The organism is Pseudomonas bohemica (assembly GCF_002934685.1).
Taxonomy (GTDB): Bacteria; Pseudomonadota; Gammaproteobacteria; order Pseudomonadales; family Pseudomonadaceae; genus Aquipseudomonas; species Aquipseudomonas bohemica.
Genome location: NZ_NKHL01000120.1, coordinates 379903 through 402255 on the forward strand (window position 1 = coordinate 379903; position 22353 = coordinate 402255).

16 protein-coding genes and 1 pseudogene are annotated in these 22353 nt (G+C 59.5%); 10 read left to right on the forward strand and 7 right to left on the reverse strand.

The window, feature by feature from the left end; genetic code table 11:
- Window positions 1-221: 221 nt before the first annotated feature.
- Window positions 222-1139, reverse strand: coding sequence for a histone deacetylase family protein (locus CE491_RS27475; RefSeq protein ID WP_110951488.1), 918 nt, complete (start codon window positions 1137-1139; stop codon window positions 222-224).
- Between the two features lie 137 nt (window positions 1140-1276).
- Here CE491_RS27475 and CE491_RS27480 point away from each other — a divergent pair, with 137 nt between their 5' ends.
- The 3 genes from CE491_RS27480 (at window position 1277) to CE491_RS27490 (ending at window position 3425) form a co-directional block, all read left to right on the forward strand.
- Window positions 1277-1840, forward strand: coding sequence for a GNAT family N-acetyltransferase (locus CE491_RS27480; protein ID WP_110951451.1), 564 nt, complete (start codon window positions 1277-1279; stop codon window positions 1838-1840).
- Window positions 1841-1953: 113 nt separating this feature from the next.
- On the forward strand, window positions 1954-2823 hold the full coding sequence (gene tesB / locus CE491_RS27485) for an acyl-CoA thioesterase II (RefSeq protein WP_110951452.1): 870 nt from the start codon (window positions 1954-1956) through the stop codon (window positions 2821-2823).
- On the forward strand, window positions 2820-3425 hold the full coding sequence (locus CE491_RS27490) for an HAD family hydrolase (RefSeq protein ID WP_110951453.1): 606 nt from the start codon (window positions 2820-2822) through the stop codon (window positions 3423-3425). Before tesB ends, CE491_RS27490 begins: the two co-directional genes overlap by 4 nt.
- Window positions 3426-4062: 637 nt before the next feature.
- On the opposite strand, the gene CE491_RS27495 is transcribed toward CE491_RS27490, so the two are convergent.
- The 6 genes from CE491_RS27495 to CE491_RS27525 form a co-directional block, all read right to left on the reverse strand.
- The gene (locus tag CE491_RS27495) at window positions 4063-5052 is read right to left on the reverse strand and encodes a hypothetical protein (RefSeq protein WP_110951454.1); all 990 of its coding nucleotides are present in this window, start codon (window positions 5050-5052) and stop codon (window positions 4063-4065) included.
- A gap of 4 nt (window positions 5053-5056) precedes the next feature.
- Window positions 5057-5944, reverse strand: coding sequence for a KPN_02809 family neutral zinc metallopeptidase (ypfJ, locus tag CE491_RS27500; protein WP_110951455.1), 888 nt, complete (start codon window positions 5942-5944; stop codon window positions 5057-5059).
- Window positions 5945-6979: 1035 nt separating this feature from the next.
- Window positions 6980-7948, reverse strand: a complete 969-nt coding sequence (locus CE491_RS27510) for a hypothetical protein (protein WP_110951457.1) — start codon at window positions 7946-7948, stop codon at window positions 6980-6982.
- 239 nt (window positions 7949-8187) lie between these two features.
- Window positions 8188-9480 (reverse strand): MFS transporter, encoded by a 1293-nt coding sequence (locus CE491_RS27515; RefSeq protein WP_110951458.1) that lies wholly within the window; start codon window positions 9478-9480, stop codon window positions 8188-8190.
- A gap of 398 nt (window positions 9481-9878) precedes the next feature.
- Window positions 9879-10964 carry a tRNA (uridine(54)-C5)-methyltransferase TrmA gene (trmA, locus tag CE491_RS27520; RefSeq protein WP_110951459.1) on the reverse strand — a complete coding sequence of 362 codons (1086 nt, stop codon included), beginning with the start codon at window positions 10962-10964 and terminating at the stop codon, window positions 9879-9881.
- On the reverse strand, window positions 10961-12253 hold the full coding sequence (locus CE491_RS27525; protein ID WP_110951460.1) for an NCS2 family permease: 1293 nt from the start codon (window positions 12251-12253) through the stop codon (window positions 10961-10963). Before CE491_RS27525 ends, trmA begins: the two co-directional genes overlap by 4 nt.
- A 308-nt stretch (window positions 12254-12561) precedes the next feature.
- On the opposite strand from CE491_RS27525, the pseudogene CE491_RS27530 reads away from it, so the two are divergent.
- The 7 genes and pseudogenes from CE491_RS27530 to cydB all read left to right on the forward strand — a co-directional run.
- Window positions 12562-13086, forward strand: a pseudogene (locus tag CE491_RS27530) ((2Fe-2S)-binding protein).
- Window positions 13083-14069 carry an FAD binding domain-containing protein gene (locus CE491_RS27535; RefSeq protein ID WP_110951461.1) on the forward strand — a complete coding sequence of 329 codons (987 nt, stop codon included), beginning with the start codon at window positions 13083-13085 and terminating at the stop codon, window positions 14067-14069. The pseudogene CE491_RS27530 and the gene CE491_RS27535 overlap by 4 nt, the downstream one beginning before the upstream one ends.
- 11 nt (window positions 14070-14080) lie before the next feature.
- The gene (locus CE491_RS27540; protein WP_110951489.1) at window positions 14081-16291 is read left to right on the forward strand and encodes a xanthine dehydrogenase family protein molybdopterin-binding subunit; all 2211 of its coding nucleotides are present in this window, start codon (window positions 14081-14083) and stop codon (window positions 16289-16291) included.
- A 1725-nt stretch (window positions 16292-18016) separates the two neighbouring features.
- Window positions 18017-18958, forward strand: a complete 942-nt coding sequence (gene choX, locus CE491_RS27545; RefSeq protein WP_110951490.1) for a choline ABC transporter substrate-binding protein — start codon at window positions 18017-18019, stop codon at window positions 18956-18958.
- 175 nt (window positions 18959-19133) lie between these two features.
- Entirely contained in the window at window positions 19134-20066 is a 933-nt protein-coding gene (locus CE491_RS27550; protein WP_110951491.1) for an alpha/beta hydrolase, read from the forward strand.
- A gap of 445 nt (window positions 20067-20511) precedes the next feature.
- Window positions 20512-21951, forward strand: a complete 1440-nt coding sequence (locus CE491_RS27560; RefSeq protein WP_110951463.1) for a cytochrome ubiquinol oxidase subunit I — start codon at window positions 20512-20514, stop codon at window positions 21949-21951.
- A gap of 3 nt (window positions 21952-21954) precedes the next feature.
- Window positions 21955-22353: cytochrome d ubiquinol oxidase subunit II (gene cydB / locus CE491_RS27565; protein WP_110951464.1), on the forward strand; the 399-nt coding region annotated here is incomplete at its 3' end.

Sequence of the window (22353 nt, forward strand, 5' to 3'; positions counted from 1 at the left end):
CGTACAGCTGCCTGCAGGCCTTGGGTTATATAGGGTCTGTAGCCTTGCGCTCAGGTTATCCACAGGTGGTTCCACAGCGAATGTGGGTAACGTCCAGAGTCGATCAACCGCTCATCCACTATGGGAGTGAGCTTGCTCATGAAGGCTGAATGTCGGGCATTCAACATGTTTGGGTTGTACCCCCATTCGCGAGCAAGCTCGCCCCAGGCTGCGCATCACCTTTAAAGTCCTTCCGTCACCCAGACCCGCTGCGCACTGTGATGCAAGATCCCGTGCCGCCGCGCCAGCGCCTCCCGATCCTTGCTGTACCCGCCGCCAATGACCCCCATTACCGGAATGTCTCGCCCCAGACAATGCCGCATGACTGCTTCGTCACGCCGTGCCACGCCTTCGTCGGTCAATTGCAGATAACCCAACGCGTCATCCTTGTGCACATCGACCCCGGCGTCATACAGCACCAGATCGGGTCGGTACAGCGGCAGCAGGTAATTGAGCGTGTCATCGACTACTTTCAGATAATCATCGTCACCCATGCCCCTCGGCAGCGGAATGTCCCAGTCGCTCTGGGCCTTGCGCGCGGGGAAGTTTTTCTCGCAATGCAGCGACACGGTGATCGCATCTTCGGTGTGTTCGAGAATCCGCGCGGTGCCGTCGCCCTGGTGCACGTCGCAGTCGAAGATCAGCACCCGGTCCACCTGGCCGCTCTGCAGCAAGTAATGGCTGATGATGGCCAGATCGTTGAAGATGCAGAACCCGGCGGGGTAGTCGTAGTGCGCGTGGTGAGTGCCACCAGCAAGGTGACAGGCCAGCCCGTGTTGCAGGGCCTTTTCCGCCGTCAGCAACGAACCGCCCACGGCGCGCACCGTACGTCGGGCCAGATCCTCGCTCCAGGGCAGGCCCAACCGGCGCTGATCCTCGCGGCAGAGCTCGCCGTCCATATAGCGACGGATGTAGGAAGGGTCGTGGGCCAGCGCGAGAATGTCGTCCGGACAAACCTGTGGGCGAAACAGTTGAGCATCTGTGGTCAAGCCGCTGTCGATAAGGTGGTCATGCAGCAGGCGGAATTTATCCATCGGGAAGCGATGTTCGGGTGGAAACGCCGGGCTGTAATCTTCATGGTAGATGAGCGGCAGGGACATAGTGCGTACGTATTGGGTTCGAAGGGCAATCTTGCCAGCAATGGCTGCCTGGGCACAGCGATTTGACTGGGCCTTGATATGGGCGGCGCTGTTAAAGCTGGCGAGCCATTTGAGGAGCGGGGCAGGGGAGATGTTCAATGGAACCGATACTTGAGCTCAACAGCCCACGCTTGTTGATGCGTCAGTGGCGGGATGATGATTTGCCAGCTTTTGCGCACATGTGCGCCGATCCACAGGTCATGCGTTACTTCCCGCATCCACTGACACGCCTGGAGAGCGCCAAGCTGATCGGACGCGTTCGCGGCCATTTCGCCGAATACGGTTTTGGCCTGTGGGCGCTGGAGCGCAAGGACACCCGCGAGTTCATCGGCTTCACCGGGCTGTGTATGGTGGGTTTCAACGCAGCGTTCACCCCGGCAGTGGAAATCGGCTGGCGCCTGGCGAAAGAGCATTGGGGGCTGGGTTACGCCAGCGAAGCGGCTTGGACCGTGATGGGCTGCGGCTTCGAACACCTCGAGCTGGAGCAGATCGTCTCCTTCACGGCGTTGAGTAATCTGCCCTCGCAAAAGGTCATGCAGGCGATCGGCATGCACACCGATTCGGTCGACGATTTCGACCATCCCAATCTGCCCGAGGACCATCCGTTGCGGCCGCACGTACTGTACCGCATCAACCGCAAGCAATGGCTCGCGACCCTGTGATTGGCGGGAAGCGAGCGTCAAAGACCTGTATTATCTCGCCCAAACCCCTGTGCGCCGCCGTTCGGCGCCGTGGTGGGACTTTGTGTGTGATTGCCGTGTGTGAGGAACCCTGAATGAGCCATGTGCTGGATGATCTGGTGTCGCTGTTGAGCCTGGAGCCAATCGAAGAAAACCTCTTCCGTGGACGCAGCCAGGACCTTGGCTTCCGCCAGCTGTTTGGCGGGCAGGTGCTCGGACAGTCGCTGTCGGCGGCGAGCAAGACCGTCGAAGACGAGCGCCATGTTCACTCGTTGCACGGCTATTTCCTGCGCCCGGGCGATGCGCATCTGCCGGTGGTCTACCACGTCGATCGCGTGCGCGATGGCGGCAGTTTCAGCACCCGCCGCGTGACGGCGATCCAGAAGGGCAACCCGATCTTCACCTGCAGCGCGTCATTTCAATACGACGAGGAAGGCTTTGAGCATCAGAGTCAGATGCCGAAAGTCGTCGGGCCTGAGCATCTGCCATCGGAACTCGAACTCATGCGTCAGCGCGCGCACCTGATTCCGGAGCACCTGAAAGACAAGCTACTGTGCCCGAAACCGATCGAGTGTCGCCCGGTCACCGAGCTCGACCCCTACAACCCCAACCCGACCGATCCGGTGAAGTACGTCTGGTTCCGCGCCGACGGCGCCCTGCCGGACATCCCCGCGCTGCACAAATACATGCTCGCCTACGCCTCGGACTTCAACCTGCTGCCCACCTCACTGCTGCCCCACGGCAAAACCGTCTGGCAGAAAGACATGCAGATCGCCAGCCTCGACCACTCACTGTGGTTCCACGGCGAACTGCGCGCCGATGATTGGCTGCTTTACGCGATGGACAGCCCGTGGGCCGGTAACTCTCGTGGGTTTTCGCGCGGCAGCGTCTACAATCGCGCCGGCAAGCTCGTGGCGTCGGTGAGTCAGGAAGGTTTGATCCGCCATCGCAAGGACTGGGAATGAGCCTGACGCAACTGCGCCACTGGGTGTTCGACATGGACGGCACCCTGACCATCGCCGTGCATGACTTTCCCGCCATCAAACGCGCGCTGAGCATTCCGCAGGAAGACGATATTCTCGGTCATCTGGCCGCGTTGCCTGCCGATGTCGCCGCGGCCAAACACGCGTGGTTGCTGGAACACGAGCGCGAACTGGCCGTGGCGTCCAAACCCGCCGTCGGTGCCATCGAGTTGGTGCGAGAGCTGGCCGGGCGCGGCTATCGGCTGGGCATCCTCACCCGCAATGCCAGGGAACTGGCCCACGTCACGCTTGAGGCTATCGGCATTGCCGATTGCTTCGATGTGGAAGATGTACTGGGTCGCGACGAAGCACCGCCGAAGCCTGATCCGGGCGGCTTGCTTAAACTGGCCCATGCCTGGAAGGTGGAACCTGCGCAGATGGTAATGGTGGGCGATTACCGGTTCGACCTGGCGTGCGGAAAGGCCGCCGGGACCCACACCGTGCTGGTCAATCTGCCAGAGAACCCATGGCCCGAGCTGACCGATTGGCATGCAGACGATTGTGTGGCGTTGCGCAAGATGCTGCAGGACGGCAAATCGACCTGACTGAAACACCGAACCTTTGGGAGTGAGCTTGTTCACGAATGGGATGTCAGCCAGCACATTCGTGGCTGACGCTACGCCTTCGTGAGCAAGCTTGAATCAACCTGATTGGAACACCGAACCTGTGGGAGTGAGCTTGCTCACGGATGGGATGTCAGCCAGCACATTCGTGGCTGACACTACGCCTTCGTGAGCAAGCTTGAATCAACCTGATTGGAACACCGAACCTGTGGGAGTGAGCTTGCTCACGAATGGGATGTCAGCCAGCACATTCGTGGCTGACACTACGCCTTCGTGAGCAAGCTCGAATCAACCTGATTGGAACACCGAACCTGTGGGAGTGAGCTTGCTCACGAATGGGATGTCAGCCAGCACATTTGTGGCTACCACTACGCCTTCGTGAGCAAGCTCACACCCCCAAGCCTGTGCGTTGCATCGTGCTTGTTCACGAATGGGATGTCAGCCAGCACATTCGTGGCTGACACTACCCCTTCGTGAGCAAGCTCACTCCCACAGGCCTGTGCGTTGCGTCGTGCTTGTTCACGAATGGGATGTCAGCCAGCACATTCGAGGCTGACACTACGCCTTCATGAGCAAGCTCACTCCCACAGGCCTGTGCGTTGCGTCGGGGAAGCTGTTCTCAGTCCCCCTTGAACAAGGCGGTCTGCCCTTCAGGCGAGGTGAACATTGCATCGCCGTTGTGGCCTACACCCTTGACTTCGATCAGACGCTGATTCAAGCCTTCCGGATGGCGCTTGGTCAGGTAATCGAAGAAGTTATGCCCGCGCACCAGGCGGTACGGCCCCTGCGCTTCGGCGCCACAGTCCTTGTCCAGCGCCGGATGGTTGGGGTCGGTGTCCTGCTCACCCAGCAAGTAAGTGATGTCCCGCTTCACATAGGCCGCTTCCAGCTCCGCTGGCGTCTCTTTGCCCGCATACGCCGGAAGTTTGTTCATGCCGTACTTCCAGGTGTCGAAGCCCGGACAGGTCGCGGCGTCCACCGGCATGGGGCGGGTTGCGTCGAAATATGCATACGACGAGGGGTTGGCGATCACGTAACGCAGCTTGATGCCTTCCTTCTTCAGCAGCGCATCTTCCTTGCCGCCGATCATCGCGTAGCGCTGCACCACCTGCGCACCGCCAGAGTGACCGGCAATCACGATCTCTTTCAGGTTCGGGAACAGCTTGCTGTCGCTCAGGCGCTTGAGGATATGGTCGATGACCACGAACGAACTGATCGGCTTGGCGCCCAGGGATTTGTCGCCCGCCATCCAGTCATTGGTGTGCCAGCGCAGCACCGTTTCCGGCAAATGATGCGCGGTAATGTCCTTTTCATCGAGAAATTGCGGTGCTATCAGCAAGGTCTTGGGTCGTTGCTTGGACTGGTTGGCTGCGCGCTCGACACTGCGCAGGTAGGTCTGGGCATTGCGCAGACGGCCATGGAAAACAATGACAACCCGCTGAATCTGCGGGCTGGGTCGTACCCAACTCTGGCTCAGGCCCAGCGTGGCCTGAGACGTTCCGTTGATCAGCAGCCGGTCGGGGCTGATGGATTTGACCGCCTGATCCGCAGCATGAGCAGTGACGCTCATCAGGGTGCCCAACAACAGGATCGGAAGCGGTTTCATCATGTGATCAGAGGCTCTTGGCGGCGAATGTATCGCATTGGTTGATTTGTCCCTGGGCAAAACCTGTCTTGAACCAGCGAACCCGCTGGGCAGACGTGCCGTGAGTGAACGAGTCCGGCACTACACGCCCCTGGCCTTGTTGCTGCAAACGGTCGTCGCCAATGGCATTCGCCGCATTCAGCGCCTCTTCAATATCACCGGGCTCGAGCCAGTTCAAACGCTTTTGTGCGTTATTGGCCCAAACGCCGGCAAGGCAGTCAGCTTGCAACTCCTGACGCACCAGCAGACCGTTGTCACCCTCCATGCGCATACCGCGCTGGCGGGCGGCGTCAACTTTAGCCGAAACCCCGAGCAAGGTCTGCACATGATGGCCCACTTCATGCGCAATCACGTAAGCCTGGGCGAAATCCCCGGCCGCCTTGAAGCGCTGGCTCATCTCGCGGAAGAACTCCATGTCCAGATACACGCGTTGGTCGGCCGGGCAATAGAACGGTCCGCTGGCAGAGGAGGCAAAACCGCAGGCCGACTGCACCTGGCCGCGGAAGAGAATCAGCGTCGGGTTCTTGTACTGCCGCCCACCCTGCTGAAGGATCTGGCCCCAAGTGTCTTCGGTATCGCCGAGAATCGCCCGCACGAAATCTGCCTGTTCGTCGTTGGCCGGCGGCGCCTGGCGCGTCTGAGGACTGACTGCGCTGGTTTGCTGCGTGCCCATCTGGCCGGCGATTTGCCCGAGAATCTGCATCGGGTCCTGCCCGGTCAACAGACCGATCGCGACGATGATCACAATCCCGCCAATCCCCAGGCCCTTGCCGCCAATACGCATCCCGCCTCCGCCACCGGCGTCGTCGCGCGCATCGACGACGTTGTCACTGCGACGTCCTTTTTTCCAGAGCATGGGGAGAATCCTCTTTTAGTCGTGTAGGAAGTGTAGACGTTGAGGGCTTTTGGACGGTTTAAGGCGGCCGTAGTTCTGCGATGCGCATCACGAAGCAGTCCGGCTTATCAGCGGAGTCGTTTTCATGATCGCGACCCTCGGCAAGCCAGACTGTTACGGTCTCTGCTACAAATGCCGAGAAATGGCAAAGCCGAATAGGGCGAAAACAAGACGATCTCTGAAAACCAGATAAAGATGACCCAGAGTCGTACGCCGGTGGGGAGCTTTTCAATTTGATAACGGGGGATGATTTCTTGTTTTTTGAAACGACCAGGAAACATCACGATCATTGCAATGAAGGATCTACGCATTCTCCTCCCGAAGCGACTATCCCCCCAAAACCATTGATGAATACAAATAGTGTCTATCTCGGCAAGATAAAATTCTATCGATGTCAGGCGTTTTTTGAAAAAGAAGTGACGCTGATGCTATGAACTAACAGCGCAGTTACGATGGAAAACAGTGCCCAGGTTTCAGAGTCAGATCGTTTCGGTTGCATGGCTATGTCTAATGCTGTTGTTGCGTTTGACTGGAGTTTTGGCTTGACGACCGTGAGGCGCGATGCCCTGTATCAGCAATCGAGCAGTCTAACTCATGGATTCATCAGGTTCCTTGGTGGGCGCTTGGTTGGCTCGCCAATGAAGCGATATTCAATTCCTAAGAAAATAAAAACATGCCATTCCCAGGCAGTTTGCGAAAGTGAGGAAATATAGAGCACGTATTTGTAGTTTGAGTGAGGTGGGTAATCTCAAATACGCTTCGCGTGAGATTTCGCCGCGCCTCTGCATAACGTTGGGCATCATGATAACCATTGAGATTGCGTTCAGTCTGGCTTGCCTGCCGAACAAACTTCCTCCGAAGAAGCTTGTGAGCCGGGAGACGAATTTTACATCGTGCAGAAGCGCCTCGCTCTTCTCGAGTGGAGCGTGTAGACAATAGATTCCGAAGAACATGTTTATAAGCAAGCTCCCCATGTTGATGAATGCCCACCATACTTCAATCCGCATTGTTACCCCTCCATTCATAGAGGGTCGTGCCAATTAATTCCCCGAACTTTTCACCGCCCAGGCCGCCGCCGTACCCTACAACTGCCGCCCCTACGATCATGCAAGCTAATGCGCCAGGCCCGGTTAAGGCGCCCAATACCAAAAAGCAGGCATACGTACCTGCAAGGCCTCCTGCATACCCCCCGCCAACACCGCCCACCAACTTCGAGCCTTCTACAAACTTAGCCCGCGTACACGCGTCCTGCCGCGCCAACGAACAAGCCTCCTGTATCTCCAGATAAGACGACCACGCATTCAACCCAACCCCAATCGGCGTCCCCGCTCTCAGCAACTTCGAAGCTTTGGCAATATGCGCCAGCCGCTGCGTATACCCGCGAATTTCCTGATTGTGCAGATAGCTCTTCGTCGATATTCCCAGCATTTTCCTGATAGAGCCGTCGTTGCGCAGGCCGGTGCCCCAGTGGGCGATGCCTTTGAGTTGAGTGTCGAGTTTGGCGAAGAGCACGCGGCGTTGGTTGATGAACTCCTGCCGTGCGATAGGGGTGCCGCGTTTGAGGGCAAGTTGATACAGCTGTTCGATGTCTTGCAGGGTGGCTTCTACGCCTCTGAGGTGTTTTTCCCAACTGCCAGTGGCGGCGCCGATTCCCAGTGAGCCGTAGCCAAGCATGTGTTGGAGGAGGTCGTAGTTCTTGATGATGTCGCCGTCGGCCCGGGCCTGGTTCTGGAACAGCGAGTGATGAGTCCCGAAAGCGAGCCTCATCATTTCCGCTTCTTCGGGCGACACTCGCGGCGCCGATTCGTCGCCAACCACCATGAGTTGGCCCGGCATGACCATGGTGTTATACAAATGGCGATTGAGGTGGTCGAACTTGGCGCCGCCGCCTAACTGCGCCTTGATGATCGGATAGTGCTGAAACTGGTCGTTGATGAACACATACGGCTTGCCTGCGGATGCCATTTTCCTGTCCCTGAACATGCGTGAGGGCGCGAGGATAGGAAAAGGGCAGGGGGCTTTCGATGGGTGGAGGGAGGGTTACAGCGAATTCAGAACGGCCCTACGTCGTGGGCGTTTATTTCCTACAAAACTGGCGCATATTAGAAACCGGAAAAACCTGCCGAGTGCAGCCGCTGCTGGACTATGTGGCTGCCCGACTCACGCCGTCGAGCAACATACGACCGGACGGCTCAGGGGATTGGTCATACCCGCACTGTCTGCTTTTCGGTCACTTGCGCAGGTGAAGCATCGGCAAAGTGGTTTACCTGGCGCAGCGGTTTGAAGCCCCACATCCAGGTACCCACCACCCCCAACGTACACAACCCGCCGAGAACCGCAGCCGGTACTGCGCCGAACAGTGCAGCGCTGCTGCCGGCGCGGAATTCGCCCAGCTCGTTTGAAGAACCGATGAACAGCATGTTCACCGCGTTCACCCGGCCGCGCATGTCGTCGGGCGTGGAGAACTGCACCAGTGTCGAGCGAATGTAGACACTGACCATGTCCGCCGCGCCTGCAATCATCAGCGCCAGCAACGACAGCCAGAACAGCGTGGACAAGGCGAACACCAGGTTGGCCAGACCAAACACCGCAACGGCGATGAACATCACCATGCCGACGTGTCGGTCGAATGGCCGCACGCTCAGGTACAGACCGGTGCCGACTTCACCCAGACTCATGGCACTGCGCAGAGCCCCGAGACCCTGGGGCCCGAGGTGCAGCACTTCATGGGCATAGATTGGCAGCAGCGCCACCACGCCACCCAGCAGTACGGCGAACAGGTCCAGGGAAATGGTGCCAAGGATGATCGGCCGCGAGCGGATGAAGGCGATCCCCGCAGTGAAGCGTTTCCAGGCCGTGGATTCGAGAATCTGTTTCTTCCCGGCGTAGAGCACCGGCACACGGATCAGCAGCAGCACGCCTGCGATGAAGCTGGCCATGCACACTGCGTACGTCAGCCCGCCGCCGCCCGCCGCGTACAGTCCGCCACCGACCAGCGGCCCGGCGATGGTCGCGATGCGCATGATCATGCTGTTGGTGGCGATTGCCGAGGCGAGCTTTTCCCTCGGTACCACCTGGGGCAACAGGCTTTGCAGGGCCGGGCCGGTGAAGGCGCGGGCGCAGCCGAACAGGGCCAGGGTCGCATAGATCAGTCGGGTGTCCTGGTGATGAGTGACGGAAAACAGCATCAGCATCAGGCTGCACACCGCTTGCACGGTCCAGCTGATGGTGAGGATCAGTTTGCGGTCGTAGCGGTCGATCAGATCGCCGGCAGGCATCAGCAACAACAGCATTGGTATGAACTGCGCCAGCCCCACATACGCCAGGGAAATCGGGCTGCGGGTCATGTCATAGACTTGCCAGGCGACCACGACAGCCTGGATCTGCATGGCAAAGACGGCAGCGAGACGAGCACTCAGAAAGGCAAAAAAACCGGGCTGCTTGAGGGCGCTTCCAGATGCAGATTCGGAAGATGAGGCAGGCGTTTCGGAGCTCAAGGCGGGACATCCATCGGAGCGAAAGACGGCCGACTGTTATACACGTGTAAGGAGGTATATGCCTCTTACTGTCAGAAATTTAATGATGAGCGGTGGGAAATATTACCGTTGTGCGTGGATGAATGACATTCATCGTTCCCACGCTCCGCATGGGAACGCATTGGTTGACGGTCTGCGTCACAGCGCACTGGACTCGGGGCATCTGGGCGACGCTCTTAGCGCTCAATCCAATGCGCGCTGCAAAACCTGTGGGAGCGAGCTTGCTCACGACAGCGACATCACACATTCACGAACCATGTTGAACATGCCGACGCCTTCGTGAGCAAGCTCACTCCCACAGAGGTTGATCGTTCCCACCCAGGGCGGGAACGATCAGGCGTGGTGTTGCGGGTGTCGGTTCAGCGCCGAACCAGCAACACCCCCGACTCCATATGGTGCGTATACGGAAACTGGTCGAACAGCGCGCAGCGCTCGACCCGATGGGTGTCGTGCAGTTGAGCGATGTTGGCGGCCAGCGTCTCCGGGTTGCAGGAGATGTACAGGATGCGCTCGAAACGCCGGGTCAGCTCGCAGGTATCCGGGTCCATCCCCGCCCGGGGCGGATCGACGAACACGCTGCCGAAGTCGTAGCTTTTCAGATCGACACCGGCCAGTCGGCGGAACGGACGCACGTCATTCAGCGCTTCGGTCAGCTCTTCGGCCGACAGGCGCACCAGCGAAACGTTATCCACAGCGTTGTCCGCCAAGTTGCTCAGGGCAGCGTTCACCGAGGTCTTGCTGATCTCGGTCGCCAGCACTTTGCGCACGCGGGTCGCCAGCGGCAGGGTGAAGTTGCCGTTGCCGCAATACAGCTCCAGCAGGTCATCGTCCCGCTCGCCCAAGGCTTCATAGGCCCAGGTCAGCATTTTCTGGTTCACGGTGCCGTTTGGCTGGGTGAACGCGCCTTCCGGTTGGCGATAGCTGAAGGTGCGCCCCGCGACTTCCAGCTTTTCGGTGACGTAATCGCGACCGATCACCAGACGCTGGCCCTTGGAGCGACCGATGATGCTGACGTCGAGGTCGGCGGCCAGTTGCTCGGCTTCCAGCTGCCAGGCGTCGTCCAGTGGACGGTGGTAGCACAGGGTGATCATGCCATCGCCCGCCAGGGTGGTCAGAAAGTCCACCTGGAACAACTTGTGATTGAGCGTCTTGCTGGCCTCCCAGCGATCACGCAAGAGCGGCATCAGCGCGTTGATCTGCACGCTTGCGATAGGGAAATCGTTGATCAGGATCGGCGTGTACTTGTCGCCCGGCGTGAACATCGCGTAATGGCGCTTGCCCTCGTCGCGCCATAGGCGAAACTCCGCGCGCAGGCGGTAATGCTCCTGCGGCGAGTCGAAAACTTCAGGCTCTGGTGCGTCGAATGGCTTGAGCAGCTCGCGCAAACGCTCGGCCTTTTCATCGAGCTGCTGGCTGTAGTTTGCGGGGTCGAACGTAGAACTCATGGGTAAAAGCCCAACTTGATCACGAACAGGATCGACAGCACCACCAGCGCCGAATTCAGCTCACGGCCGCGGCCCGACATCAACTTGATCACTGTCCAGGAAATGAAACCAAAAGCGATGCCGGTGGCGATGGAATAGGTAAACGGCATGGCCAGTGCGGTGATCACCACGGGAGCGGCTTCGGTAATGTCGTCCCAGTTGATTTCCGCCAGGCCCGAGGCCATCAGCACCGCCACGAACAGCAGGGCAGGGGCCGTGGCGAATGCCGGAACGCTGCCTGCCAGTGGTGCAAAAAACAATGCGAGCAGGAACAGCACGGCCACCACGATGGCGGTCAGACCGGTGCGACCCCCGGCGCTCACGCCCGCAGCTGATTCGATGTAACTGGTGGTCGTCGAGGTGCCCAGCAGCGAGCCGGCCATGGCCGCGGTACTGTCGGCGATCAGGGCGCGGCCCATTTTCGGCATGTGGCCGTCCTTGCCCATCAGGCCCGCGCGCTTGGCGACGCCGATCAGGGTGCCCGAATTGTCAAAGAGATCAACGAAGAGGAAGGAGAAGATCACGCTCACCAGGCCGATGTTCAGCGCGCCCGCGATGTCCAGCTGCAGGAATGTCGGCGCCAGCGATGGCGGCATCGAGACCACGCCGCCGAACGGCGAAAAGCCCAGCACGATCGACACGATGGTCACGGCGAGGATGCCGATCAGCACCGCGCCACGCACTTTCAAGGCTTCCAGCGCAACGATCAGGGCGAAACCCAGCGCCGCGAGGATCGGTGCGGGCTTGGCCAGATCGCCCAGACCGACCATGGTCGCCGGGTTGCTGACGACGATTTCGGCGTTGTGCAGGGCGATCAGCGCCAGGAACAGGCCAATACCGGCAGCGATGGCCGAACGCAGCGGCAGCGGGATGCTGTTGATGATCCACTCGCGAATGCGAAAGATCGAGAGCAGGAAGAACATCACCGCCGAAATGAACACCGCACCCAGCGCCACTTGCCAGGTGTGACCCATGTGCAGGACCACGGTGTAGGTGAAGAAGGCGTTCAGGCCCATGCCGGGTGCCAGCGCGATCGGGTAATTGGCGATCAGGCCCATGACCGCCGAGCCAATCGCAGCTGCAAGACAGGTCGCGACAAAGATGGCGCCCTTGTCCATGCCGGTCTCGCCGAGGATGCTCGGGTTGACGAACAGGATGTAGGCCATGGCGAGGAACGTCGTGACCCCGGCCAGGATTTCGGTGCGCACATTGGTGTCATGTGCCTTGAGATGAAACAGCCGCTCCAACATGTGTGGCTCCCCGGTGACGCATCGCGCCATTAATGAAATCGACTGGTAACAGCAAAGCACAGCCGCCGAAACACTCGCATAAATTCGCTGCACATAGGCTGCCAGTCGCAAAAAAGCCGCGCATCATACCAGCGTCCCGCCGCAATGGCTGCTGGCGTTGATCGGTGAGCGGTCATCGACAACCGATCCCCACACCAAACTCCCGCGTTCGCTCATCAAAATCCCTGAACGATTGCCAAAACCCGCCAGTCGTAACCCCATAGACGCGGATCAACTGCGCTGATGAGTACCAACCGTGAGGCTTTCCCATGAGTGCGACGAACCCACAGGCTTTCGCAGAGCATTCCATTGCCCTGACGCTCAACGGCCAACCCCGACAGCTGGATGTACAGCCCTGGACCACGCTGCTGGACTTGCTGCGCGAACAGCTGGATCTGGTCGGCACCAAGAAAGGCTGCGACCACGGCCAGTGCGGCGCTTGCACCGTATTGCGCGACGGCAAGCGCATCAACGCCTGCCTGACCCTGGCGATCATGTGCGACGGTGCTGAACTTACCACTATCGAAGGGCTGGCAGACGGCGATGCTCTGCATCCGATGCAGCGGGCCTTCATCAAGCACGATGCATTTCAGTGCGGTTACTGCACGCCGGGGCAGATCTGCTCGGCGGTGGGGCTGGCGAATTAGGGTCGGGCGAAGACTGACGACGAAATCAAAGAGCTGATGAGCGGCAACCTCTGCCGTTGCGGCGCATACAGCAACATTCGCGCAGCAGTGGTTGAGGTTCTGCCGCAATTGGACTCCGCACCTGACCAGGGAGGGCGCCAATCATGAATCCGTTCAGCTACAGCAAGCCTGCCGACGTCAGTCAGGCGGTCAATCTGGTCGGTCCGGCCAGCCGTTTCATAGCCGGCGGCACCAATCTGCTGGACCTGATGAAAGAAAACATCGCCCGCCCAGAACACCTGATCGACATCACCGGCCTGCCTCTCAAGGAAGTGCGAGAAACCGCCAGCGGCGGCTTGATGATCGGCGCGTTGGTGAGCAACGCCGACCTGGCCTGGCATCCTCTTGTGGAAAGTCGCTACCCGTTGTTGTCCCAGGCGGTACTCGCCGGGGCCTCGCCACAGCTGCGCAACATGGCCAGCACCGGCGGCAATCTGCTGCAGCGCACGCGTTGCTATTACTTCTATGACTCGACGGTGCCCTGCAACAAACGTGAGCCTGGCTCCGGATGCCCGGCGAAAGACGGGCTGAACCGCATCCACGCGATCCTCGGCGCCAGCAGCGAATGCGTCGCGACCCACCCCTCCGACATGTGTGTCGCCCTGGCGGCCCTCGAAGCGGTGGTTCATGTGGAAGGGCGCGCGGGCAAGCGCACCATCGAGTTCGCTGACTTTCATCGCCTGCCCGCCGACGCGCCCGAGCGTGACAACCAACTGGCTGACGACGAACTGATCACCGCCATCGAGTTGCCGTCTGCGCGATTCCGGCAGCACAGCCATTACCTGAAAATTCGTGATCGCGCTTCTTACGCCTTCGCGCTGGTTTCGGTGGCTGCCGCTCTCGAACTGGACGGCGATGTCATCAAGGACGTGCGTCTGGCGCTGGGCGGGGTGGCGCACAAGCCGTGGCGCGACAAGGCGGTCGAACAGTTGCTCAAAGGCAAACCGGTGTCGCGGGAGAATTTCGTCGCCGCAGCAGATGCCATGCTCCGCGACGCTCAACCCCTTGAGCACAACGCTTTCAAGATCAAACTGGCACGCCGCGCGATCGTTCGCGCCTTGAGTGACGCCGCTGTGGGAGGGAATGCCTGATGAATGCGAAAATGTTTCCGCCGGGCAAAAACTCACCGGTCGGTCAGCCGCTGGATCGTGTGGACGGCCTGCTCAAAGTGACTGGCCAGGCCCGCTATGCAGGTGAGTACCCGCAGATGGGGCTGCTGCAGGGCAGCGTCGTCTCCAGCACCATCGCCTGTGGCCGCATCCTCAGCATCGACACCTCGGCAGCGCTGCAAGTGCCGGGGGTGGTGGCGGTCATCGATCACACCAATCGCCCACACGTTGCCAGCTACGACAAGAATTACGAGGACGCCGACTCCGCCGAAGGCTCGCCGTTTCGTCCTCTTTTTTACAACGACCGTGTGCTGTACAGCGGGCAGCCATTGGCATTGGTGGTGGCCGATAGCCTGGAGCTGGCGCGCTATGCGGGTTCGCTGATCCGCGTCGAGTATCAGGCTGACGCACATGAGACCAGTCTGACTGCCGCTCAGGCCACTGCCCACACGGCACCGGCTGAAACCCCCAAGCCAAGGGGCAACTTTCAGGCAGGGTTTGCGGGCGCGGCGTTCACCGTCGACGCGCATTACAGCACGCCCAACGAGCACCACAACCCGATGGAGCCCCATGCCTCGACCGTGATTTATCAGGACGACGGTAGCCTGCATATTCATGACAAGACCCAGGGCCCGCAGAACTGTCAGGACTATCTGCACAAGGTGTTCGAGCTCGACAAGGAGAAGATTCGCATCTTCGCCGCGTTCGTTGGCGGCGCATTCGGCTCGGGCCTGCGTCCGCAATATCAGCTGCCACTGGCGGTAATGGCGGCGTTGCATCTGAAGCGTTCGGTGCGGGTGACGTTGACCCGCCAGCAGATGTTCACCTTTGGCTATCGGCCGAACACGCTGCAGCATTTGAGACTGGGCGCGACGGCAGACGGCAAATTGGTCGCGGTCGGTCACGATGTCATTGGCCAGACCTCGCGTTTCGAGGATTTCACCGAGCACGTGGTCGAGTGGAGCGGCATGCTCTATCAATGCGACAACGTGCAGCTGACTTATAAGCTGGCGCCCCTCGACGTCTACACCCCGCTGGACATGCGCGCGCCCGGCGCCGCCTCGGGCATGGTCGGGCTGGAATGTGCCATGGACGAATTGGCCAGCGCGGCAGGTATCGATCCGGTGCAACTGCGGGTGATCAACTTCGCCGAACGTAACGGCAACGAAGACAAACCGTATTCCAGCAAGGAGTTGCGCGCTTGCTATGAGCAGGGCGCCGGGCGTTTTGGCTGGAGCCAGCGCAATCCCGAACCCCGCAGCATGCGCAACGGACGGCAGTTGGTCGGTTGGGGCATGGCGGGCGGCGTATGGGAGGCCATGCAGATGAAGGCCAGCGCCAAGGCCAGCATCGACGGCGACGGCAAGCTGACCGTCAGCAGCGCAACGACGGATATCGGCACCGGCACCTACACGGTCATGGTGCAGATCGCTGCCGAAGCGGCGGGTGTGATGCCGGATGATGTGACGTTCGTGCTGGGCGACTCTTCTCTGCCTACCGCGCCGTTGCAGGGCGGTTCATTTACCGTGTCGTCGGTCGGTACGGCGGTACAGCAAGCCTGCCGTGCCCTGCGCGCCAAACTGCTGGACGCGGTGCGCATGGCCCATCCGCAGTTTGCGGTGGTAGACATGGCAGAAGTGGGTTTTGGCGACGGCTATCTGATCGTTCAGGATCAGCGGTTCGCGTACGCCGATATCGTCCGCGAGTCTTCCCACGAGATGCTCGAAGTGCAGATCGATGCCGAACCCGACGAGAAACGTAACGGCTACGCCACGGCGACCCACTCGGCGGTATTCGTCGAAGTGCTGGTCGATGAGGATCTGGGCAGCATCCGGGTCAATCGAGTAGTCAGCGCTGTGGCAGCGGGTAGGGTGGTCAATCCCAAGACCGCTGGTAGTCAGATTCTCGGTGGTGTGGTGTGGGGGATCAGTCAGGCGATGCAGGAAGAAACCCAGACCGATCACAACCTGGGGCGGTTCATGAACCACAGCCTGGCGGAATATCACATTCCGGTGAACGCCGACATTGGTGACATCGACGTGGTATTCGTCGAAGAAAATGACGAAATCGTCAACGAACTGGGCTCCAAGGGCGTCGGGGAGATCGGCATCGTCGGGGTGGCGTCAGCCATTGCCAATGCGATCTACCATGCCACCGGCAAACGCGTGCGGGAGTTTCCGATTACCTTGGATAAGGTGCTCTGAATGGTAAAACCGGTTCGGTTGCGTCTGGTCGGTTGACTCCATCCTGTGGGAGTGAGCGTGCTCATGAAGAGGCGAGTACATCCGCAGCATTTTTTGTGGATGCGCTTCAGCATTCGTGAGCAAGCTCACTCCCACACAGGCTGTGTGACAAGCTCCGCAGCTAAGTGATTGCCTAAAAATGAACTGTAAATTGCGCCGCTACGTAAATTCCAGGTCCGCACACCGGCCGATCTGTTCGGGAGTTTCCGATTACCTTGGATAAGGTGCTCTGAACGTTAAAACCGGTTCGGTTGCGCCTGATCGTTGACTGCAACCCTGTGGGAGTGAGCTTGCTCACAAAGCCTGTGGGAGTGAGCTTGCTCACGAAGAGGCGAGTACATCCGCAGCATTTTCTGCGGATGCGCTTCAGCATTCGTGAGCAAGCTCACTCCCACACAGGCTGTGTGACAAGCTCCGCAGCTCAGTGATGGGCTAAGAATGACTGTAAATTGCGCCACTACGTAAATTCCAGGTCCGTACGCCGGCCGATCTGTTCGGGAGTTTCCGATTGATAAGGTGCTCCGAAGGAAAGCGGGTCGATTGCGCCTGGTCGGCTGACTGCAATCCTGTGGGAGTGAGCTTGCTCACGAAGAGGCGAGTACATCCGCAGCATTTTCTGTTGATGCACGTCAGCATTCGTGAGCAAGCTCACTCCCACACAGGCTGTGTAACAAGCTCCGCAGCTCAGTGATGGGCTAAGAATGACTGTAAATTGCGCCACTACCTAAATTCCAGGTCCGCACACCGGCCGATCTGTTCGGGAGTTTCCGATTACCTTGGATAAGGTGCTCTGAACGTTAAAACCGGTTCGGTCGCGCCTGGTCGGTTGACTCCATCCTGTGGGAGTGAGCTTGCTCACGAAGAGGCCGTTACATCCGCAGCATTTTCTGTGGATGCGCTTCAGCATTCGTGAGCAAGCTCACTCCCACACAGGCTGTGAGAAAACCTCCGCAGCTCAGTGATTGGCTAAAAATGAACTGTAAATTGCGCCTCTACGTAAACTCCAGGTCCGCACGCCGGCCGATCTGTTCGGGAGTCTCCGATTAACTTGGATAAGCTGCTCTAAACGTTAAAACCGGTTCGGTCGCGCCTGATCGTTGACTGCAACCCTGTGGGAGTGGGCTTGCTCACGAAGAGGCGAGTACATCCGCAGCATTTTCTGTGGATGCGCTTCAGCATTCGTGAGCAAGCTCACTCCTACACAGGCTGTGTGACAAGCTCCGCAGCTCAGTGATGGGCTAAGAATGACTGTAAATTGCGCCGCTACGTAAATTCCAGGTCCCTACGCCGGCCGATCTGTTCGGGAGTTTCCGATTGATAAGGTGCTCTGAAGGAAAGCGGGTCGATTGCGCTTGGTCGGTTGACTCCATCCTGTGGGAGTGAGCTTGCTCACGAAGAGGCGCGTACATCCGCAGCATTTTCTGCGAATGCGCTTCAGCATTCGTGAGCAAGCTCACTCCAACAGGTCATTTACTGTCAGTGCTATTGCGGCGTGGCGCGCTGCTCGCATGTACAAAACTTTCAATGTCGCTCCAGTGCAACCATAGGTCGCGCTGGTGCGCTTCATGCACAGTGCTGCTGCGTAATTTGCTGCAACGCGGCAGCATTCGCATTGCCGTGGGTCTTGAAGACTTTGAAAACTGCCGAAAAGAGCTGATTAATAACAAGCCGACCCGAGGAGCACGCATGAAGAGATTTATTTGTCAGATCAGTTGCGGTGTGTTGATGCTGGGCAGTACCGCCCTGATGGCAGCCGAACCGGCCAAATGTCAGAACGTGCGCATGGGGGTGGTCAACTGGACCGACGTGATCGCTACCAGTGCAGTGGCCGAGGTGCTGCTGCAAAACATCGGTTACGAGGTCAAGCAGACCAGTGCCGCGCAACAAATCGTCTTTGGCGGTCTGCGCGATGATCGTCTGGATGTGTTCCTGGGGTACTGGAAGCCGGCGATGGACAAGAACATCGCCCCGTTCGTGGCCGCCAATCAGGTCAAGGTGTTCGACACACCGAGCATGAGCGACGCGCAGGCGACCCTGGCCGTTCCGCAATTCGAGGCTGACGCCGGGCTGAAAACCTTCGCCGACATCGCCAGGTTCAAGGACAAACTCGGCGGCAAGATCTACGGGATCGAGCCGGGGACCGGGGCCAACGCCAACATCAACGGCATGATCGACAAGGATCAGTTCGGCCTCAAAGGCTTCCAGTTGGTGGAGTCCGGTGAAGCCGGGATGCTCGCTGCAGTGAAACGCGCGGTGGATCGCAAGGAGTGGGTGGTGTTCGTTGGCTGGACCCCGCACCCGATGAACATCAACATGAAGATCGCTTACTTGACCGGCAGCGAAGACGTGTTCGGTCCGGGCGAAGGCGCCGCGACCGTTTCCGTGGTCACCGCACCGGATTACGCGACCCGTTGCCCGAACGTCAGCAAGCTGCTGAGCAACCTGAAGTTCACCGCAGCTCAGGAAAGCCAGCTGATGGTGCCGATCATGGACCGCAAGGCGCCGAACGACGTCGCCAAGCAGTGGCTCAAGGAGCACCCGGAAGACACCAAGCGCTGGCTCGAAGGCGTAACGACCTTTGATGGCAAGGATGCGGCAACGGCGGTGCAGGTGGCGGTGAATAAGTAAAGTGGTGAAATAGAGCGGCAGCGTTTCGGTGACTCGCGATCTCTGTAGCAGTCTGGCTTGCCAACGGTAGCGATCTCATAGACGCCAACGCCGGCAAGTCGTGCTACAGAGTTTGTGCGTAACACCGGTTATGTCCATTTATCAGATCCCGGGTTTCAACGGGCTGGAGCCGTCGATGCCTACTCAATACTCCCTGTCGCCAGAAATGGCCCATTTCATCGAGAAATCCCGGTCGTTCAGTGTCGATTCGTTGGAGATCGACACGCAACGACGTTCCTATTCGCGCATGTGCCAAGCGTTCACCCCGACCCGTTCGGCAGAACTTGAGGTCAAGGATTTCAAACTGGCTGGCGTGTCAGTGCGCAGCTATCGACCTCATCGGCTGTCTGCTGACCAGCCAGTGCCGTGCGTGCTGTACCTGCATGGCGGCGGCTGGGTGGTGGGCGATCTGGATTCCCATGATTTTCTGACGGCGGCGCTGGCCGTAGACCTCAATGCCGTGGTGATAGCCGTGGATTATCGATTGGCGCCGGAGCACCCGTTTCCGGCGGGTTTGCGTGACAGTCTGGCGGTGTGGCACGCCCTGCAGATTCAGGCGGGACGGCTCGGCATCGATCCGCAACGGGTCGCGATTGCCGGTGACAGTGCGGGGGGCAACCTGGCTGCGGCGGTGTGTCTGGCCTTGCGCGATGCAGGCGAGCGACAGCCGGTGGGACAGGCGCTGATCTACCCCGGTCTGGGCGGCGCCGATGACCTGCCATCGCGCACTGAGTGTTTCGATGCACCGCTGCTCAGCACGGCGGACATAGCGTTTTATCAGCAGCTGTATTTGCCACAGGGCGAGCGCTCGCCTTATGCCCTTCCGCTCGATGCAACCGATTTCCGGGGGCTAGCGCCGGCATTCGTGGCCGTTGCGCAGTTCGACCCGCTGCGAGATGACGGCGTCTGCTATGAAAGGGCATTGCGTGAAGCGGGCGTGGCGACTGAGTTCGATTCGGGCCTCGGGCTAGTGCATGGCAGCCTCAGAGGCAAAGGGCGGGTGCCGGAGGTAGATGCGGTTTATTGGCGGTTGGTGGCTGCGCTTCGTGGGTTTATTTACCCGCAGTGAGCCATGACCCGTTTGTCCTGCAAGTGCGGACCTGTGGGAGTGAGCTTGCTCACGAAGACGCATTCCTGGTCCTGAAATATTACGAATGTACCGATCGCCCCGTGAGCAAGCTCCTTCTCACGGAAGGGCAACCGTTTCACGCAGCGTCCCGCTTCCCCTGATCCGCTTTTCCCCATCTGCACCGCATCCTCGGGTGAGACAACTCGTCACGCGACAAAAGACCACGCGGGTCATATGCCGAAATGGGACTACTCTTTCAAGGTCGGTTGATCCAGGTCAATCAAGCCACGGGCTTCGATTGGTCGGGCGGCTTGACACAACTCCCGCGTCCTGAAACTGAGCGCGAACTAAAAAGAACGATTGCACACAGTCGTACTCGATACACCGTAGGGGCTGGCGCTGAAGCCCCTGTCTGCAGCCGGTTTCACCTGATAGAGGAAGACCTATGTTCGGTTTAGAGGCGCTCGATCTCGCCCGAATTCAGTTCGCGTTCACCGTTTCGTTTCACATTCTTTTCCCTGCCATCACCATCGGTCTGGCGAGCTTCCTGGCGGTGCTCGAAGGCCTGTGGCTCAAGACCCACGACAACACCTACCGCGATCTCTATCACTTCTGGTCGAAGATCTTTGCCGTCAACTTCGGCATGGGTGTGGTGTCCGGATTGGTCATGGCTTACGAGTTCGGCACCAACTGGAGTCGCTTCTCCGACTTCGCCGGTGCCGTGACCGGGCCTTTGCTGACCTACGAGGTGCTCACCGCATTCTTCCTGGAAGCCGGTTTCCTGGGTGTCATGCTCTTCGGCTGGAACCGCGTGGGCCGTGGCCTGCACTTCTTCGCTACGGCCATGGTGGCCATCGGCACGCTGATTTCGACCTTCTGGATTCTCGCCTCCAACAGCTGGATGCATACCCCGCAGGGCTTCAATATCGTCGATGGACGGGTCATCCCGGTTGATTGGCTGGCCGTGATCTTCAACCCTTCCTTCCCTTATCGCTTGACCCACATGGCGATTGCCGCTTTCGTCGCCACTGCCTTCTTCGTCGGCGCTTCGGCGGCCTGGCATCTGCTGCGCGGCCGCGATAACCCGGCGATCCGCAGAATGCTCTCGATGGCCATGTGGATGGCGCTGATCGTCGCGCCGATCCAGGCAGTGGTCGGCGACGCCCATGGCCTGAATACCCTGGAGCACCAGCCCGCCAAGATCGCGGCGATCGAAGGTCACTGGGAAAACGTCGGTAACGAGCCGACCCCGCTGATTCTGTTCGGCATCCCTGACATGAAAGAAGAAAGGACCAAATACGCGCTCGAGATTCCCTACCTGGGCAGCCTCATCCTGACTCACAGCCTGGATAAACAGATCCCCGCGCTGAAGTCATTCCCACCCGAGGATCGTCCGAATTCGCTGATCATCTTCTGGTCGTTCCGGGTGATGGTGGCGCTGGGCATGCTGATGATTGCGGTGGGCCTGTGGAGTGCCTGGCTGCGCTGGCGCGGGGGGCTGTACACCAATCGTCTGTTCCTGAGGCTGGTCATGTGCATGGGACCTGCTGGCTTGATTGCGATGTTGGCGGGCTGGTTCACCACGGAAATCGGGCGTCAGCCGTGGGTGGTCTACGGGCTGATGCGCACGGCCAACGCGTCTTCGAGCCATAGCGTGGGGCAACTGACGATCACCCTGGTGCTGTTCGTGGTGGTGTATTTCATGCTGTTCGGCACAGGCTTCGGCTACATGATGCGCCTCGTGCGCAAAGGGCCGAAAACCCACGAAGGTGCTGACACGCCGCACGGTGGACCCGGCCAGAAACGGACCCCGGCACGTCCTCTTTCCGCTGCCCACGAGGGCAGCGAAGAAGGCCAACACGACAGCCTGACGGAGAGGAACTGAGTCATGGGTATCGATCTTCCGCTGATATGGGCCGTGATCATCATCTTCGGCATCATGATGTACGTCATCATGGACGGCTTCGACCTCGGCATCGGGATTCTCTTTCCGTTCATGAAAGACAAGACCGACCGCGACGTGATGATGAACACGGTAGCGCCTGTCTGGGACGGCAATGAAACCTGGCTGGTGCTGGGCGGCGCTGGGCTGTTCGGGGCCTTCCCGCTGGCCTATTCGGTCGTGCTCGAAGCGTTGTACCTGCCGCTGATTTTCATGCTCATCGGGCTGATCTTCCGCGGCGTGGCGTTCGAATTCCGCTTCAAGGCAACCGATGCCAGACGTCATCTCTGGGACAAGGCGTTCATCGGCGGTTCGCTGGTGGCGACGTTCTTCCAGGGCGTGGCG